This window comes from Nafulsella turpanensis ZLM-10 (genome assembly GCF_000346615.1).
Lineage (GTDB): Bacteria > Bacteroidota > Bacteroidia > Cytophagales > Cyclobacteriaceae > Nafulsella > Nafulsella turpanensis.
On record NZ_ANNU01000045.1, the window covers coordinates 15,751 to 33,501 of the forward strand.

At 46.1% G+C, this 17,751-nt stretch carries 12 protein-coding genes; 7 read left to right on the top strand and 5 right to left on the bottom strand.

Annotation, left to right across the window (positions count from 1 at the left end; translation table 11 throughout):
• Nucleotides 1-44 precede the first annotated feature (44 nt).
• On the top strand, nucleotides 45-689 hold the full coding sequence (locus F752_RS26685) for a YqaE/Pmp3 family membrane protein (RefSeq protein ID WP_236614023.1): 645 nt from the start codon (nucleotides 45-47) through the stop codon (nucleotides 687-689).
• 49 nt (nucleotides 690-738) lie between these two features.
• On the opposite strand, the gene F752_RS0116990 is transcribed toward F752_RS26685, so the two are convergent.
• The gene (locus F752_RS0116990; RefSeq protein ID WP_017732950.1) at nucleotides 739-1,866 is read right to left on the bottom strand and encodes a glycerate kinase family protein; all 1,128 of its coding nucleotides are present in this window, start codon (nucleotides 1,864-1,866) and stop codon (nucleotides 739-741) included.
• Between the two features lie 4 nt (nucleotides 1,867-1,870).
• Entirely contained in the window at nucleotides 1,871-2,674 is an 804-nt protein-coding gene (locus tag F752_RS0116995) for an alpha/beta fold hydrolase (RefSeq protein WP_017732951.1), read from the bottom strand.
• Nucleotides 2,675-2,821: 147 nt separating this feature from the next.
• On the opposite strand from F752_RS0116995, the gene F752_RS0117000 reads away from it, so the two are divergent.
• The 6 genes from F752_RS0117000 (at nucleotide 2,822) to F752_RS24450 (ending at nucleotide 14,088) form a co-directional block, all read left to right on the top strand.
• The gene (locus F752_RS0117000) at nucleotides 2,822-3,451 is read left to right on the top strand and encodes a TetR/AcrR family transcriptional regulator (protein WP_017732952.1); all 630 of its coding nucleotides are present in this window, start codon (nucleotides 2,822-2,824) and stop codon (nucleotides 3,449-3,451) included.
• Nucleotides 3,452-3,461: 10 nt separating this feature from the next.
• The gene (locus tag F752_RS0117005) at nucleotides 3,462-4,850 is read left to right on the top strand and encodes a TolC family protein (RefSeq protein ID WP_040664806.1); all 1,389 of its coding nucleotides are present in this window, start codon (nucleotides 3,462-3,464) and stop codon (nucleotides 4,848-4,850) included.
• 21 nt (nucleotides 4,851-4,871) lie between these two features.
• The gene (locus tag F752_RS0117010) at nucleotides 4,872-6,032 is read left to right on the top strand and encodes an efflux RND transporter periplasmic adaptor subunit (RefSeq protein ID WP_026135810.1); all 1,161 of its coding nucleotides are present in this window, start codon (nucleotides 4,872-4,874) and stop codon (nucleotides 6,030-6,032) included.
• Between the two features lie 24 nt (nucleotides 6,033-6,056).
• Nucleotides 6,057-9,452 carry an efflux RND transporter permease subunit gene (locus F752_RS0117015; RefSeq protein WP_017732955.1) on the top strand — a complete coding sequence of 1,132 codons (3,396 nt, stop codon included), beginning with the start codon at nucleotides 6,057-6,059 and terminating at the stop codon, nucleotides 9,450-9,452.
• A gap of 70 nt (nucleotides 9,453-9,522) precedes the next feature.
• Nucleotides 9,523-10,806: a metallophosphoesterase gene (locus tag F752_RS0117020; protein ID WP_017732956.1), complete on the top strand. Its 1,284-nt coding sequence runs from the start codon at nucleotides 9,523-9,525 to the stop codon at nucleotides 10,804-10,806.
• A 156-nt stretch (nucleotides 10,807-10,962) separates the two neighbouring features.
• A complete protein-coding gene (locus tag F752_RS24450; RefSeq protein WP_017732957.1) occupies nucleotides 10,963-14,088 on the top strand; it encodes a DUF4961 domain-containing protein in 3,126 nt (1,041 codons plus the stop codon).
• Nucleotides 14,089-14,170: 82 nt separating this feature from the next.
• Here the strand turns inward: F752_RS24450 and F752_RS0117030 are convergent, their stop codons facing one another.
• The 3 genes from F752_RS0117030 to F752_RS0117040 all read right to left on the bottom strand — a co-directional run bounded on the left by F752_RS0117030 (nucleotide 14,171) and on the right by F752_RS0117040 (nucleotide 17,731).
• On the bottom strand, nucleotides 14,171-14,776 hold the full coding sequence (locus F752_RS0117030) for a DUF1989 domain-containing protein (RefSeq protein ID WP_017732958.1): 606 nt from the start codon (nucleotides 14,774-14,776) through the stop codon (nucleotides 14,171-14,173).
• A 14-nt stretch (nucleotides 14,777-14,790) separates the two neighbouring features.
• A complete protein-coding gene (gene gntA / locus F752_RS0117035) occupies nucleotides 14,791-15,546 on the bottom strand; it encodes a guanitoxin biosynthesis heme-dependent pre-guanitoxin N-hydroxylase GntA (protein WP_017732959.1) in 756 nt (251 codons plus the stop codon).
• Nucleotides 15,547-15,664: 118 nt separating this feature from the next.
• Nucleotides 15,665-17,731, bottom strand: a complete 2,067-nt coding sequence (locus F752_RS0117040) for a ComEA family DNA-binding protein (protein WP_017732960.1) — start codon at nucleotides 17,729-17,731, stop codon at nucleotides 15,665-15,667.
• Nucleotides 17,732-17,751: the final 20 nt, after the last annotated feature.

Consider the following 17,751-nt stretch of genomic DNA (forward strand, 5'->3'; position numbering starts at 1 on the left):
CAGGCAATTCTTTTACCCGCAATTCTAATATTTTAAACCTATTGATGATGAAGACAAAAAATTACTTTCTTCGCTTGCTCAGCTTCTTCTGTCTGGGTGCCTTTTTTAATGCCTGTTCTCCGGAATACGGAGCTCATTTTCAGGCTTCAAATCCGCCAAATTACGCTCACCAACAAGAATCAAGAGCTCCATCAAATGCACTTGTTCAGCAGGAATCTCCTCTTACTGTTTTAGAAAAGGAGGTGGGCCTGCAAAGTGGCGCAGAAGATGTGCAAAGTGATGCTCTACCGGCAGCCCGGGCTTTGACGGCTTTGTCGGGGATTAAAGATTTTCCGGAGGTGGAGGATACAAAAGCACAGCAGCAGGAGGTTTTGCGGCAGGTACATGAACGGCTGGAAAATATGAGCCGAAAAGAAAAAAAGGCTTTGCGCCGCGAAATCCGGCAGTTAAGGCTTTCGACCGATAAGGAGTATCTGTATGACCGGGCTGAGGAGTTTGGAATTGAGCAGACAGATATCGATGAAAACATGGCGCTGCTGATTATACTTGCCATTCTTATTCCTCCCCTGGCTGTTTTTCTTCACCAGGGAGAAATTAATAAAAAGTTCTGGATTAGCTTATTGCTGACCCTGCTCTTCTTCTTACCAGGAGCTATTTACTCGGTGCTGGTAGTGTTGGGAGAATTGTAAAAGTAAAAACTCCTGGACTAAATTTTGGTAAAGCTGCTTTCCGGCAGCTTTACTTTTTTGAAGTAAAATATTTATAAGCCGCTTGCTTAAGATTCTTTTCAGTCTGAAGAAGCGCGGCTGAAAGGCTCTTCTCCTGTGCAGATATAACTATTATTTCTTTTACACCTAAAGGATAACTTTCTTTCTCCCGAATACTGCTATTTCCGCAGAAGACAAGGGTAGGGATGTTTCGGGAGTTGGCGAGCTCACATACTCTGCCGGTAATTTTTCCCTGAAGGCTGGTATCATCAAATTGTCCCTCGCCTGTGATGAGCCAATCCGTTTGCTGAAGCTGCTGTTTAAAGCCACTGGACTGCAGAATCAATTCAGCGCCGCTTTCCAGCTCTGCATTCAGAAATGCAAAAGCACCGGCGCCTGTTCCTCCGGCAGCACCACCTCCTGCGAAGCTGCGAATACTTTTCCCCAAATCTCTTTCCACCACACTGGCCAGGTTTTCCATGCCCGCCTCCAGTAATAACAGATCTTCGGCCTTAGCGCCTTTCTGGCTGGCGAAAGTATAAGTAGCACCAGAAGGGCCTAAAAGTGGATGTTGGATATCGCATGCGGCAGTTATTGTGCAACTCTTTAGCAGTGGATTTGTATGGCTGCTATCGATATGGTGAATATCTTTCAGGCGCATTCCGTTTGGGTGTTGGATTGGTTGCCCTTTCCTGTCCAGGAAGCGAAAGCCAAGAGCAGCTGCCATTCCTGCACCACCGTCGTTAGTGGCACTGCCGCCGAGCCCCAGGATAATGCTTTGTGCTCCTGCTTCAAGGGTAACTGCTATTAGCTCCCCTGTGCCGTAGGTAGAGGTGTAGAGTGGATTCCGTTTTTCGGAGGAAAGGAGCTGCAGACCAGAGGCGCTGGCCAGTTCAAGATACGCTTCCTTCTGCTGCGGAGCAAAGCCCCAACGGGCCGTAATTTTTTTACCGGATGGACCTCTTACCTCTGTCTCCATCCAGTTCCCCTTGTGCAGGTGAGTAAGAATAGCAGCAGTTCCTTCCCCTCCATCTGCAAGAGGGAGAAGTGTGATGGTGGCGGAGGGGAAGGCGGCAAGTATCCCTTCCTGCAGTGCTTCCGCTGCCTGGCGGGCGCTGAGTGCATCTTTAAATTTATCCGGGGCAATAAGGAAGTGCATGTAATTAGCGGTTATTCCGGATGAAGCGCGCTACATCCTCAATCAGCATGTAATGACCTTTATTGAGTATTTCCAGCTCATAATCATGCAGGTGGCGTAGCAGCTTCTGCATATTCCGCTCTGTCATCAGCCTATCATAGCGGCCGAGGTACATTTTTACCTTTACCTTATGCCGGTTAATGAGGGATGCTATTTGTGTCATATCAAAGCGTAATGCCCGGCTCATAACCCAGCTGTTATATACCTTCTCGCGCTGGTGCCGGTTGCTCATCTGGTATTCGGCAAAGCGTAAGATGCCTTTGTCGATCAGCTGGAATTTACGAAAGAGCCTGAAGAGGCGAAACAGGCTTTCCGGCTCCTCCACTACCTTAAGAAAATAATTTCGTGCCCAGGAAGGATAAGTGGCCATGTTATACCAGAAGGAAGTGCTGATGCCATCCGGTGCAATCAGGAAAAGCTCTTTCGTCTTCTGGGGGAAGGCTTCGAAGGTAGCAAGGGCAAACTTTCCGCCCAGGCTAAAGCTAATGAGTGAAAACTGCTCTATTTCTTCCTGCTTTAGAAAGCCTTCCATCATTTCCTTCCAGAAATCCTTGCTGATGGGCTGCCGGCTATCAGGCCAAAGGCTCCTGCCATGGTAAAAAAGGTCAAAGCTGTAAAGGGTATACTCTTTGGCCAGGGCAGCGGCCATGCTGCTAAAGTGGCCCTGCGACTGCCCGAAACCATGGAAAGCCAGCAGGACTTTTTTGCCTCCGGGATATACCCCAAAATGTAAAACTGCTTCTTTAAAATGGAACTGACGGGTGTTCATAAAAAATGTTCGCTACTCATCAAATTTAACCGCTTATCCTCAATAAGAAAAATTCATCAAAATTAATGAAAGCTTCATGATGGAAACTTTGTATAACTAAATAGTTTCCATAGTTTTGCGCCCGGAAAAACGAAAGAAAGATAACGGGTGGAAATTAAAGAAAATATTGTTGATACAGCCGAAAAACTGTTTTTGCGCTATGGTTTTAAACGAATAACCATGGACGATATAGCCAGGGAAATGGCTATTTCAAAAAAGACTATCTACCAGTACTTCAAAGACAAAAATGAAATTGTATGCTGTGTAACAGAACAACATTTAAAGCGGGAATGCCACGATATTCAAAAGCTGGAAGAAGGGGCTGAAAACGTAATTGAATACCTGGTGAAGCTGAGCAAGCAGTTACGCCAGCATATAGATGCGGTAAACCCTGGTGTGATGCAGGATTTGAAAAAGTATTTTCCCAGGGGGTGGAAAATATTTATGCATTATAAGCAGGAGGTCTTTTTGAAGTCCATGGTCAAAACATTGAAAAAGGGAATGGACGAAGGTTATTTCCGGGCAGATATTGATCCGGAAGTTTTGGGCATTATGCGGATGGAACAAATCCAGATGTCGTTTGATGAAAATCTGTTTCCACGCAAACATTTTGACTTTACAGAAGTGCAAATGCAGCTTCTCCGGCATTTTGTAGCCGGTATAATTACCGATAAAGGGCGGGAATTGCTGACAAATTATGAAAACTCTACTGAAACCAATAATGAAAAGACACTTTAAACCACTTTTAATGCTGCTGTTATTCACTGGAATAGCAGTTTCGTTAAAAGCACAGCAGGCAGCGCCAAAGGTATTTACACTGGAAGAGTGCGTCGCCTATGCTATTGAAAATAATGTGGCGGTTAAAAATGAAGTTCTGAACGAAGGCATTGCCAGGGCTCAGATAGGGGAGACGATTGCCCAGGGACTTCCGCAAATAACCGGCTCAGGGAACCTGACCTATAATGCAGAAATCGCTACCTCCTTTTTGCCGCTCAGGGCCTTTGACCCAACAGCACCTGAAGGAGCTTACCGGCCTGTACAGTTTGGTATTCCTTACCAGTCAAGTGCGTCGATAAATGCTACGCAGCTTATTTTCAGCGGGTCTTATTTTGTAGGACTGCGAGCTTCTAAAGTATTTAAAGAGCTGGCGGAGAAGGATGTGGTAAAAGCGAAAACAGATGTAGCGGAAGGGGTTGCACTGGCGTATTATGGAGTTTTGGTGGCACAGGAGCGGCTGGAACTGCTAAAGGCGAACCTTGGACGGCTGGAGTCTTTATACACCGAAACCAAAGCCATGAATGAGCAGGGCTTTGTCGAAGCCATTGATGTACAGCGAATACAGGTAAACCTCAATAACCTGGAAGCGGAGCTGAATAATGTGCAGCGGGCCCTGGAAATTAATATGAATGCTCTGAAGTTTCAAATGGGTTTGCCTCTTGACCTGCCAATTGAACTGGCGCAGGACATTAAAAGCTTTGAAGAGGTGCCTCAACTTGTAGAGGAGGAAGTGGAATTTGCGGACCGAATTGAATACCAGCAGCTAAGGGTTACCAGAGAACTGGCAGGGCTTGATATTAAAAACACCCAGTCTCAATACCTTCCTACACTTTCGGCCTTTGCAAATTTAGGATGGAACGCCGGTAAGCCTGAACTTGGCCAGTTATTCGAAGCAACACCAGACTTCTACATTAAAGATGAAAATGACCAGGATGTGTTAGTGGAAGCGCACACCTGGAACCGCTTTGCAGCAGTAGGTATCAGCCTGAATGTTCCAATTTTCGATGGGCTGCTGAAGGCGAATACCATCCGCCGGAAAAAATTAATTGCGGAGCAGGTAGACAACCAGATCCGGAACCTGGAAAGCGCCATTGAAATGGAAATAGAGCAGGCCCGAATCGTGCTCAAAAACAGTCTGCAAACCCTGGATGCCCAGCAGGAAAACCGGGCGCTGGCCGAAGAGGTGTACAGGGTTACAAAAATAAAGTACCAGGAAGGAGTTGGCAGTAACTTGGAGGTAATAGAGGCTGAAAATGCCCTTAAAACCGCTGAAACAAATTACTTTCAGGCGCTCTACGATGCTCTTGTGGCCCGTGTAGCCTATAAAAAAGCCACCGGAACTCTTTTCCCTACCAATTAAAAACAGCATTAAGTAACTACCATGAATAGAAGAATATCCTTATCCGTATTTGCGCTCTCATTGCTGCTCTTTTCCTGTGGCGAAAAAGACGAGCTGAGCGAAAAAAAACAGCTGCTTTCAGAGAAAAAGGAAGAACTGCAGGCCCTGAAAGCAGAAGTAAGTGAGCTGGAAGCAGAGATTGCCGTCCTTGATCCTTCCTTTAATGCACAGGTTAGAGAGGCACAACTGGTATCGACTTTACCGGTTGAGCTGGAAACCTTCCGGCATTTTGTGGAAGTGGCCGGCGATGTGCAGTCAGAAAAAAACGTGCTGCTGGGAGCCGAAATGATGGGAACTGTGGAAGATATTGCAGCTGAAGAAGGACAGCAGGTTCGCAAAGGCGAGCTGTTAGTAAGAATCAATGCAGATATCATCCGCAATAATATAAGCGAAGTGCAGACTCAGTTAGATTTGGCAACAGCAGTTTTCGAACGTCAGAAAAACCTGTGGGACCAGAAAATCGGCACTGAAGTACAGTTCCTGAAGGCGAAGGCAGATATGGAAGCTCTGCAAAATCGCCTGAATTCGCTGAAGGCTCAGCTGGCCCAGGCGCAGCAGGTGGCCCCTTTCAGTGGTACAATAGAGGAGGTAATGGTGCGCGAAGGCGAAACGGTTAGCCCGGGCACCCCACTGGTTCGGCTGGTGAGCCTCGAAGACATGTATATTAGAGCCGATGTATCGGAAGCCTATATCGGGCAGTTCAGCGAAGGCGACAACGTAGAGATTTACTTTCCATCCTTAGACAAAAACTACCAGACTTCGATTACAGCAGTGGGTCAGGTCATCAACCCGGATAACCGCACCTTTACGATTGAAGCCCGCCTGCCGGAAGATAAAAAACTGCTTAAGCCTAATTTACTGGCTGTGCTGAAAGTAAAGGACTTTGAGCAGGAAGGTGGTATTGTTATTCCAACACACCTTATTCAGCGCGATAGAAAAGGAGAATATGTGTATGTAGTCGCCGAAAAAGACGGGGTGCCGGTGGTAGAAAAGAAGCATATCGAAACAGGCATGAGCTACAATAATGAAACCCTGGTTCGCAGCGGCCTTGAAGCAACAGATGTATTGGTTAATGAGGGTTTCCGGGAAGTAAGTGAAGGAGTAAATGTAAAGGTGGTGAATAAAACTGTAGCCGCTAATTAAAGACCAAAGTAGAAGCCAAGCTAAATGGAGCAAGAAGAGATAAATAAAAAGCGCGAGTTCGGTCTCAGCTCTGGTGCAGTAAACAATCGTACCAGCATCATTATCCTGACCGTTTTAATTGCCATAATGGGTGTAATGGCATACAATATTATGCCAAAGGAAAGTTTTCCGGAAATTGTACTGCCTACCACTTATATCAATACCATTTACCCGGGTAACTCTCCGGAAGATATCGAGAACCTTATAACTCGGCCAATTGAAAAGGAGCTTAAATCGCTGGAAGGTATAAAGGAGATTACATCTACCAGTATCGAGAACTTTTCGGTCATTACAGTGGAGTTTAACCCAGATGTTGAGGTAAGTAAGGCCCTGCAGGATACCAAGGATGCCGTAGACAGGGCTAAACCAGAGTTGCCCGATGACCTGGATACTGAACCGGAAGTAAGGGACGTAAACCTTTCAAACTTCCCTATCATGTACATCAATGTTTCCGGCGATTATGGCATCGATGAGCTGAAAAGCTATGCCGAATACCTGGAAGATGAGATTGAGAAGCTGCCTGAAATCAGCAGTGTGGACATTCGGGGAGCCCTTGAACGGGAAATTAGGATCGATGCCAATCCTTACCGGCTCGAAGCCAACAACGTTACCTTCAATGATATTGCCAATGCCATTTCCGCCGAAAACCTTAGTATGTCGGGAGGTAATCTGCTCATGGGCGATTTCCGCCGATCGGTAAGTATTAGAGGTGAGTTTGAGAAAGTAAGTGAGCTGGAAGATATCGTGGTAAAGAATGAAGGGGGCGATATTGTTTACCTGCGCGATGTGGCGACTGTAACCGATACCTATGCCGAACGGGAATCTTATGCCCGTGAAAGCGGAGACCCTGTTGTAACCGTAGATGTGGTAAAGCGTAGTGGAGAAAACCTGCTGGAGGCAGCTGACCAGATAAAAGAAATAATAGCCGACGCAAAGCGCAACCGTTTTCCTGAAGACCTGCGTGTCACAATCAATAACGATCAGTCGAAGGAAACCCGCAGCCAGGTCGAAAACCTTGAGAACAGTATCATCTTTGGGGTACTCCTGGTGGTGTTGGTACTGATGTTCTTTATGGGCCTCAGAAATGCCCTTTTCGTAGGAATAGCCATTCCTATGTCCATGTTCCTTGCCTTTATCATACTAAACCTGGCAGGAGTTACGCTTAATATGATGGTGCTTTTTGGCCTGATACTGGCGCTGGGTATGCTGGTAGATAATGGTATAGTGGTAGTAGAAAATATTTACCGCTTGAAGCAGGAGGGGTACAGTAACTTCCGTGCCTCTAAAGAGGGGGTAGGAGAAGTGGCCTGGCCTATTATTACCTCCACCCTTACAACCCTGGCTGCCTTTTTACCTCTTGCATTTTGGGGAGGGGTAATTGGCGAGTTCATGAAATTTCTGCCCATTACGCTCATCATTGTTTTAACCTCCTCTCTTTTTGTAGCGCTTGTCATTAACCCTGTGCTTACCGCTATGCTGATGAAGCTGCCGGAAGATGAGGCACGTAAAAAGCGGAAGTCCCTGATTTGGGCAGGTGCTTTTGGCGTAGTCGCCCTTGTATTTTACCTGTTCGGAAGTGTGGCTGTCGGAAATCTTTTGATGTTGCTGGCTATTCTTATCCCTGTAAACCTTTATTTTCTGGACCCTGCAACGGAGTGGTTCCAGAACCGCTTCCTGGTTATCCTCGAGAATGGCTACAGCCGTATGGTAAGCTTTGCCCTGACAGGCTGGAGTCCATACCTCTTTTTTGCAGGCACCATCTTATTGCTGTTCGCCTCCATAGGCATATACTTTGCAAGGCAGCCTAAGGTAGATTTCTTTCCTGTAAATGAACCTAACTATGTAAACGTTTTTATAGAGGAACCAATAGGAACGGACATTGAAGCTACTAATGAGTTTACCAAAGACCTGGAACAAAAAATTATGAGGTTAATGGAGCCTTATGGTTATATGGTGGAATCGGTGGTTGCACAGGTAGGTGCAGGTACCAGCGACCCGGGAGCAGGTCCGCAGGGAGGGGTAACGCCACACAAAGCAAGAATCACCGTTTCTTTCGAAGATTACCAAAACAGGCGCGGGCAGTCCACAGCTGAGCTGATGGAAATGATCCGTGACGAAGTAAGTGGATATCCCGGAGCGGTCATTACGGTAGAAAAAAACCGCAACGGTCCGCCTGTTGGTAAACCTATTGCCCTGGAGGTAAGTGGCGAAAATTACGAAAAGCTCATTGCTTTAGCCGATCGGGTCATCGAAACCATCGAGAACAGTAGCATTACAGGCTATGAAGAGCTGAATACCGACCTTGAAATTGGTAAACCCGAGTTAATGGTACACATCGACCGAGAAAAAGCCCGTCGTTTTGGCCTTAGCACCTCTACCATTGCACAGGTGTTGCGGACTGCTTTATTTGGACGGGAAGTGAGCACCTTTAAGGAGGGTGAAGATGAATACCCTATTCAGTTACGGCTGGCCGATCGGTTCCGCTATGATTTGGAAGCACTCATGAACGAGAAAATCATTTTCCGGACTAGCCAGGGGCAGCGGCGCGAAATCCCCATATCTGCAGTAGCCGATATCGAATATGCCTCCACCTATGGTTCCATCCGGAGAAAAGATCTGGACAGGGTCATTAGTGTCTACTCCAACGTAAATGAAGGAGCCAATGCCAATGAAATTGTCGAAGACATTCGGGTACTAATAGCCGATATGGATATACCGGAGGGTTATGAAGTGAAAATTGGTGGAGAGCAGGAAGAACAGGCTAAATCGATGGCTTTTCTGGGGCGTGCACTTATGATAGCGGTATTCGCCATCTTCCTGATTATCGTAGCCCAGTTTAACTCCATTGTTACTCCGTTCATTATTATGTGCTCTGTACTATTTAGTACCATCGGGGTTTTCCTGGGGCTGGTCATCTTTAATATGAATTTTGTGGTAATTATGACCGGCATCGGAATTATTTCACTTGCCGGAGTGGTTGTAAATAATGCGATTGTACTGATAGATTATACGAATCTGGTAAGAGCCAGAAGGCGATTAGAGTTAGGGCTCCAGGAGGATGAAAGACTGCCTTACGAAGAAATTTTGAACAGTATTATTGAAGGAGGAAAAACCCGCTTACGCCCGGTGCTGCTGACGGCCATTACCACTGTACTGGGATTAATTCCTTTGGCTATCGGGCTGAACGTAAATTTTGCTACCCTTCTGTCGGATTTTGATCCGCAATATTATGTAGGAGGAGATAATGCAATTTTCTGGGGGCCGATGGCCTGGACAGTTATTTTTGGTCTGGTTTTTGCTACTTTCTTGACATTGGTGATTGTTCCGGTAATGTATTTGCTGACTGATAAGCTCAAATACAGAATTGGTAAAATTGTTTAGTTTAGTTTTGGTTAGAAGAAAGCTCCTGCTCCAAATGGCAGGAGCTTTTTACATAAAAAAATAAAGGTTGATGAATAAAATATTCTTTCTGGGAATAGTGGCGTTGGTAATTTTCTTGTTAGACCTTTATGTTTTCCAGGCAGTACGTGTGCTGCTCGATGAAAGCGCTCCTTCGTTACGTAAGGGAATCTATACTTTATATTGGGTACTGGCTGGCCTGAGCCTGCTGCTTTTCTTTCTGTACAACCTGACGGATTTAAAAGAAAACAGCCAGTTCTTCAGGCAGTTTGCCCTCGTGTGGTTGTTTGCCCATGTGGTATCAAAAATGTTTGGCAGCTTATTTTTGCTAATGGATGATGGCTGGCGATTATTGCATTGGACAGGCATAAAAATGGGTATAGCAGATGGGGCTACCATCCATGTACCTGAAACCACAGGGGTAGCAGCGAAACCGGATGCAGATATCATTACCCGCTCGGAGTTCCTTGCTAAAACCGCCCTGGTGGCTACCGCTGTTCCGGTCATTACAATGGGAGTGGGTATATTAACAGGAGCACACGATTACCGCGTTCACAGGCATACGCTGAGGCTACCAAATTTGCCAAAGAACTTCGATGGGCTCAGAATAGGGCAGTTGTCAGACATCCATAGTGGGAGCTTCTTTAATAAAACAGCGGTTAAAGGGGGGGTGGAAATGCTCCTTCGCGAAAAGCCCGACCTGGTATTCTTTACCGGCGATTTGGTGAATAATGAAACCAAAGAAGTAAAAGATTATATTGACATATTTGAAAAGGTAAAGGCTCCGCTGGGGGTGTATTCCACTTTAGGAAATCACGATTATGGCGATTATAACGACTGGGCCTCTGCCGCAGCAAAGCGCCAGAACCTGATCGATATGTTTGCAGCGCATAAAGCCCTGGGCTGGAACCTGATGATGAATGAAAATAAGATTCTTACAGAAGGAGGCGATTCGATTGCTATTCTGGGGGTGGAGAATTATGGGAAAGGACGTTTTCCAAAATACGGGAAGTTGGCCGAGGCTAATAAAGGAACTGAAGATGCTTCGGTAAAATTACTGCTCTCACATGATCCCAGTCACTGGAGCATGGAAGTTCTTCCCCAATATAAAGATATTGACCTTATGTTTGCAGGTCATACGCATGGTATGCAGTTTGGCATAGAATTTGGTAATTTTAAATGGAGTCCTGCACAGTATCTTTACCCGCAATGGGCGGGAATGTATGAGCAGGATAAGCAGTACCTGTATGTGAATCGCGGGTTTGGCTATTTAGGTTATCCTGGTCGCATTGGTATACTTCCGGAGATAACCATTATTGAGCTAAAGACTGCCTGATAAAATTAAAATATTTCGTTCGCTAACGCATCCTTACCGCCGGTCTGCCCTCTGCAGACCGGCTTTTTTTGTTTAAACAGCAGCTAAATTTAACTTTCTCCAACAGATACTTTATTTTAGCTGTTTACAACAACAACCTAAAACTATTTTTTTCTTATGAAGAGACTATTTACCGCCTTTATCCTTTTATGCCTGTTGCCGGGAAGCCTCCTGGCACAGATACTAACGGCGGCTCCGGCAGAATTTACGCTGGACGACGAAGTAACCATTGTGTATAATGCCTCCCTGGGGAATAAAGCCCTGGAAGATTACCAGGGCGATGTATATCTCCATACCGGGGTTATTACAGACAAAAGCGCTGGTACTACAGACTGGAAGTACGTACAGGGGGAGTGGGGTAAGCGAGAGCCCCGCCTCAAGATGAAGGAACTGGCTAACAACCAGTACCAGTTTACTTTTGTGCCGCGTGAGTTCTATGGAATTCCTGAAAATGAAAGCGCTCAGCAGCTGGCCTTCGTTTTTCGTAATGCCGATGGTTCCATTGCAGGAAAGGATGCAGAGGGCAACGACCTGTTCCTGGATGTAAGCCAGAGAGTGGAGGAGGAAATTGTGCTGGTAGATAAAAATTACCTGTCGCATGCCATGGAAAATAATACCCTGAAGGTTAAAACCGACCAGGGCGACATCCTCATTACAGCTTACGACAAGGGTATTACAAAAGTAAGCTTATTGACTGCTGAGCATCAGCCATCGGAAGACAGCTATAGTGTAATTATGGAGCCTAAAGAGATGCCTGTTCAGCTGGTCGAAAAAGAAAATTACCTCCTCTACGATGCCCCTTATCTCGATGTATTTGTGCAAAAGGCTCCCTTCCAGTTAAAGTTCTTGGCCGATGGCGATACTCTTGTTGCGGAAGAAGCCGGCTTCTATGAGCAGAAAGAAGTTATTGGCGCCCGCTTTGATTTAAAACCCAGGGAGGCACTATATGGAACAGGTTCCAGGGCTCTTCCTTTCGACCGGCGGGGGCATGAACTTAAAATTTATAACGAAGCCCATTATGGTTATACGAAAGGGGCTCCGGTGCTAAATGTAGCGGTACCCTTTGTGGTATCTTCTGGTGGTTATGGCATCCTGTTCGACAACCACTATGCCGGGAACCTGGATGCAGGAGCTACGGAAAAGGATGTACTTGATTTTCGTTTCCGCGGTGGCGCTGCCAGTTATTATGTGCTGGCTGAAGATTCCTATGCTGAATTGCTTGATAGCTATACTAATTTAACCGGAAAGCAGCCTCTACCTCCCTTGTGGTCGCTTGGCTTTATCCAGTCAAAGTATGGTTATAAAGATGAAAAAGAAGCACGCGAAATTGTTGACAAATTAATTGCAGATGATTTCCCCATTGATGCCCTGGTGCTCGACCTTTACTGGTTTGGAGTGGAAGGAGATATGGGACGCCTTGACTGGGACAGAACCAAATGGACAGAGCCGGAAGAGATGATGGAAGATCTGGAAGAATTAGGCGTTAAGACCATTGTTATTGCCGAACCTTATTTTACCAAAGAGTCCGGCAATTTTGAGGAGCTGGCCGAAAAAGGATTGCTGGTCACCAACGAAGCCGGAGAACCTTATGTGATCGAGGATTTTTGGGCCGGATCTGCCGGTCTGATAGATTTTACCAAACCCGAAGCGCGGGAATGGATGTGGGAATTTTATAAAGACCGCATTGAAGAAGGAGTATCAGGCTGGTGGAGCGATTTAGGAGAACCTGAAAATCATCCTGCCGGTATGCGCCATGCATTAGGGGAGCCATTCGAAGTACACAACATTTTTTCTATGTTGTGGGCAGAGTTTATTTACGAGAACTACCGCCGCGATTTCCCTGATCAGCGGGTATTCAACCTTATCCGTTCAGGCTATGCAGGTATGCAGCGTTATGCCACCTTCCCCTGGTCGGGCGATATTCAGCGAAGCTGGAGCGGCCTGCAAACTCAAATCCCAATTATGCTGGGCATGAGTATGAGCGGGATCGCCTATATGCACTCCGACCTTGGAGGTTTTACGGGTGGAGGATTGCAGCCGGAGTTATATGCCCGCTGGCTGCAGTTCGGAGCGTTTGTGCCCATTATGAGAGCCCACGGTGCAGGCGGTATACCACCGGAGCCTGTTTTTTATGAAGACCCTTATAAAAGCATTGTACGCGACTACATTCAACTGCGTTACAGTATGATGCCTTACATCTATACCATGGCATGGAAGTTTACCGAAGAAGGTCTGCCACTGGCTAAGCCTATGAACTTCTACGATCCTGAAGATCCGGTCCTGGTCAACATCAATGATCAGTATTACTGGGGAGAAGAAATGCTGGTGGCTCCTATTATTAACCTTGGTCAGCGGGAGCGGGCAGTGGTATTTCCCGATGGGAACTGGATTGATTTCTGGACCAATGAAGTGTATCGCGGAAATACTTCTGTAAATGTAGAAGCTCCTCTGGAAAGACTGCCTTTATTTGCAAGGGCAGGCAGCTTTATCCCAATGGCACCCCCTATGCAGAACACAACAGAGTTTCTAACAGATACCCTGCTGGTAAGGTATTTCCCACACGAAAGCAATCCTGTTTCTGATTATACCATGTATATCGACGATGGAGAAACCCCGGATCCGGAAGAATTTCAATTGCTTCACTTTAAAGGTAATCTCCAAGAAGGAAAAACGGTGGTTACTTTTACCAAAGAAGGAGATGATTATGAAGGTGCTCCTGAGGAACGTTTCATTCAGCTTCAGGTGATGCGGGTAGAAAATGCTCCTGCCAGTTTAAGCATTAATGGTGAAGCCGTTCGGATGCTTTCTTCACTGGAAGCTGTCAATACAGAAGCGGGTGCTTATTTTGATGCTGACAATAATGTACTTTATGTAAGCTTCGTGTGGGAGGAAGAACCAGTGCAGTTAGAAATTGAGCAGCTGGTATTAAAAGGCGATGAAGCAGCAGAAACGGGACAAGAACAAGGCTTTAACCTTCATGTTCCATTCAGGAATCCGGCAGCCGGACCAACAGGTATCACCTTAGGCTACGATATTTTCAAGCCGGGCTCTTACACTCTTGAGGTGGCTGATGCGGCTGGCAGAATAGTCTTTATTAAGTCTCTTCCACGGGTAACCGCCGGACGCCACTTTGTAGATTGGGCAGGAACTTCTGACAGAGGTGCAAAGCTGGCTCAGGGTACTTATGTGGTAACTTTAAAGAGCAGAAACGGTGTTGAAACGGAAGAGCTGGTAATTGAATAAAATAGGAGAAACCTGAAATAAAAAAGAGGCTGTTTCCGTCCATGGAAGCAGCCTCTTTTTTCTTCATCTCAAAAGAGAAATGCTAACCTTCCCAATCATCCAGAACAGCAAAATGGATAGGTTTATAGCGAAAGTTATTCGACTGGCCGGCAGAACAGGCAGTCAGGCCGACGATAAGATCCATTTCTGCACGGAAAGCTACAAAGTCACCAGCTTTACTTAATGGTGGGTCTACACTTAACTGTCCATCCGGAGAGAACTGCACATTCATAAAAATGTTAAATGTGGTGCCTATGGCATCGGGGCTTATTTCGAAAGGGGCAAAGTTTGTATATAAATTCTCGAAACAGCTGGGGTGGTGTCCCTTATGTTCGTACAGCTTTACAAACATTTCCTGGCTACAGGGAGTGAGGAGAAAATCATGTCTTCCACAGGTGTCCTCTATTAATTGCAGCATATGATTGCTACGGTTAGAGTACAAATAATCACCTTTTTTGATTAAAACAGAACTGGCATAATCGATGGTCCGCCCTCCGGAGAGGCTTTCTTTTTTATCGTGCAGGTTAAAGCAAAACAAATCCGCTACCTGTTCTCCTTCAGGGTCGGAAACCCAAAGGAACTGTCCTTTTTTAAGTTTAAATGCCGTGCCGCTCTGCGGCGGAATTTTCTGTACTTTTTCTTTTAACATAAGGAAGTAGAGGGTTAAGGATGGAAAGGGCACTTCCAGCCTTCAGCTACATTGCGCCCTGAATATTGCTTTGCTTCTGAGCCTTCGCCGAAATCCTGAAGCATTGGATTAAGACTCCCTTGCAGCTGCTGGTCACGCTCCCGTATTTTAGCTTTCATGGTACTGTAGGTGCCATTCTGCTTTAGTTCTTCGAACTGCCGGTGCGGGTTAAAAACAAGGAGAGGGTAAGGAAAGCTACGGGCCTTACGCGAAGAAGAAGGGTGCATCCCTACCACGTAAAAGGCAGTTCCTCCAAAGCTAAAGCTAAACTCCGGGTCATCGGGATGTTGGCTAACGCTGCTGTCCCATTCAAAATACCGGCTGCTTTGCCGGTGAAGTTCCTGTAGCTGATTCCAAAGTAGTTGTTCAAATTCTTTTTCTGAATCTGGAATAGGGGAAAGAAAAGCCGCTAAGAAAGAGGTATAATCACTTTCCAGCCTTTCCTGTTCCTGAATAAAGTGCAAAAGGTCATGGGAGAGGCCAAGAGAAGAATTTTTGCCACCTAATGTTCTATACACTCCTACACGATAACTATTGGTGTTGAAGGAAGCTTTCGCTGCAAGACAGGGAAAATTTCTGTCAAGGATAAAGTTCCGGAGTTGTGATTCTACCTTCTGGCTTTCCTGGATACTTACAGACCTTTGCGGACTACCTAGTGATGAAAGATGGGGGTTAATATAGTTACTATGCACCTTTGCTGCGGTGCTGTTAAAAGGGTTTCCAGTAGTCATAGTAAAAAATGTATCATCATATGCTCTTATCGTTCAAACTAAAAGTTCCGATTTTGGAGCTTATGATCAATACGTGAAAGGGGTACTATGGTTTCTTAAACAAAATCGTCAGGAGCGGTTAAAACATCCAGCGGATTTGTGCTTTTAGCTGCTGAAACATTGAGCCATCAATCTTTTCTGTACCACTGCCAATCTGCTCCCGGTCCAGGTAAGTGGTTCTGGACCATCTTAACCAAATGCTAAGCTGGCGGTGGAGCTTGTATCTCAGTAGCAGGTACTGTCTTATTCCCTTCCCGTAATAAGCAGGAATAGAAAAAGCCCATAAAACATCCTTCTCATACACATACTGCCGGGTTTCGTAATTGTCTGTCTGGAACAATGCTACCCGGCCGCTCAATTGAACCTGGCCCCACTTCCAGCTTGCATCCTGCACCAGCACATAGCCGTTACTGATGTTTTCATCCAGAGCATAGCTGCTCCACTGCAGCCGGGAATGGAGATCCAGTTTATCGTAAGGGGAAAAGCTTAAGCTGAGCAGGTAGTTTCTTCTTGTCCCGGGCAAAGGTTGTCTTAGGGTACTTTCCCCGGAGCTGTTTATTGCCTTTACCTCCTCCCGGAACTGGCCGTACAGTAATAACTGTCTGGAAGGTTGGTAATTTGCCCGCAGCATATATTCATAACCGCCGGAGGGGGCGTTAACCCTGTAGCGTAGCCAAGGAAAACGGAAACTATCGAAATAGCCACTAAACCAGAGGTAGCTCTTCGGCTGGAATTTAAGGCCCCAGTAGAGCCCTTCTTCATTAATGGGGCGGCTTCCTTCGCCAAAAGCAGTTCTGTAGAAGCTGTGAAAATTCTTCTCGTATTTCCTGTAAAGAAATGAAAAGTCGAGCACTGGGAGTAAGGAGCTTAAAACACCGGCGACCATTCCTTTGCCGCCACTCTGGCTAATGGCCACTTCGGAAAATAAATTAAAATTTTGCCAGCTGTATTCAGTAAAGAGGCTGCCAGTGAGGTTCTGTTGCCCGTTAAATTCAAAGAAATTATACAGCCTTGGCTTCCGTTGCCATGGTTTGCTGAAGTGCGTATACAAAGTAGTGGCCCCTATCTGGAACCGCCTGTTCCTGCTTTTATAGTGCAGAACCCCGCCTGCAGATTGCTCCCGTATATTGTCCTTGGCTTCCCGCTCTCTTATTGTTCGATGGAAGCCGGTTTGTTGAAGAGAACCAAAAAAGGCATCTTCAACCTCCTGTTCGAGGATGGCATCTTGCCGGCTCGAAGAATAGAAGGTGGTAAGCTCAAGAGCAGGAGTAAGGGTATAGGTAAATCCTGCTCCGCGGAAGAAGCCGGTTTCCAGTACAGAAGTGTAAGGCCTGAGGCCGGTATTGTTTCGCCGGATAGTTGTAATGGTTTCTGCACCTTTACCAATGCTAAAGCCAGAGCCAAAAACGAGGCTCTGGCCGTATTGCAGCTGAAAGTCGCCTACCACTATTTTACTGAAATTGCCCTGTCGGTACAGTATGGCGTGGAAAGAAAAGAAATCAGCTCCATATTGTTTTAACCGGGGATTCCACTCAACCGGCTCGCCTGCATCCTTTTCCAGGGTAAGGCCGAAGCTGAAATCGTGAGGGCGGTTAAGCCTAAAGCGGGCATATACTTTGTTTGCCGAGCCTAAATAAGCTGGAGGGAGTGTATCAGCTGAGGGAAGGAAACCTGCTTTTTGTTCCAATACTCTTTCGGTTCGGAGGAGAAACATTTTTTGACCATCCTGGAGAATGCGGCGGACTAGCGGCTTTCGGGAGCGTAAAAAAGGCTCCTCACTTACCGTTACAAAAGGTAGTATTCGGTAAATTGTTGTTAAATCCCAGCCAGGGATAGCCTGTAGTTCATAAATACTTAAAAGAAGACCATTACGCTCTTTGTGCCTTTGGAGCTGAATAATCTGCTCATCTGACAAAACAAAGAGGGACTGAAGTTCTTCGACTGTGGCCTTATTTAAATCAAGGGGCTGGGTGTAATACTGTAACAGTACTTCATAAATATCCTCATATGGCAGATCATTAGCCGGAACAGGGAAAAGCTGCTCAATCAGCCGCTGAACATCCTCCGATTCCCCTAAAGGCCTGTCCTGGGAAGCTGCCTGGATGGAGAGGAGTAAGAGCAAAGTACAGAGGAGAAAGACCTTCATGGCTTTACCATTTTCTTTAA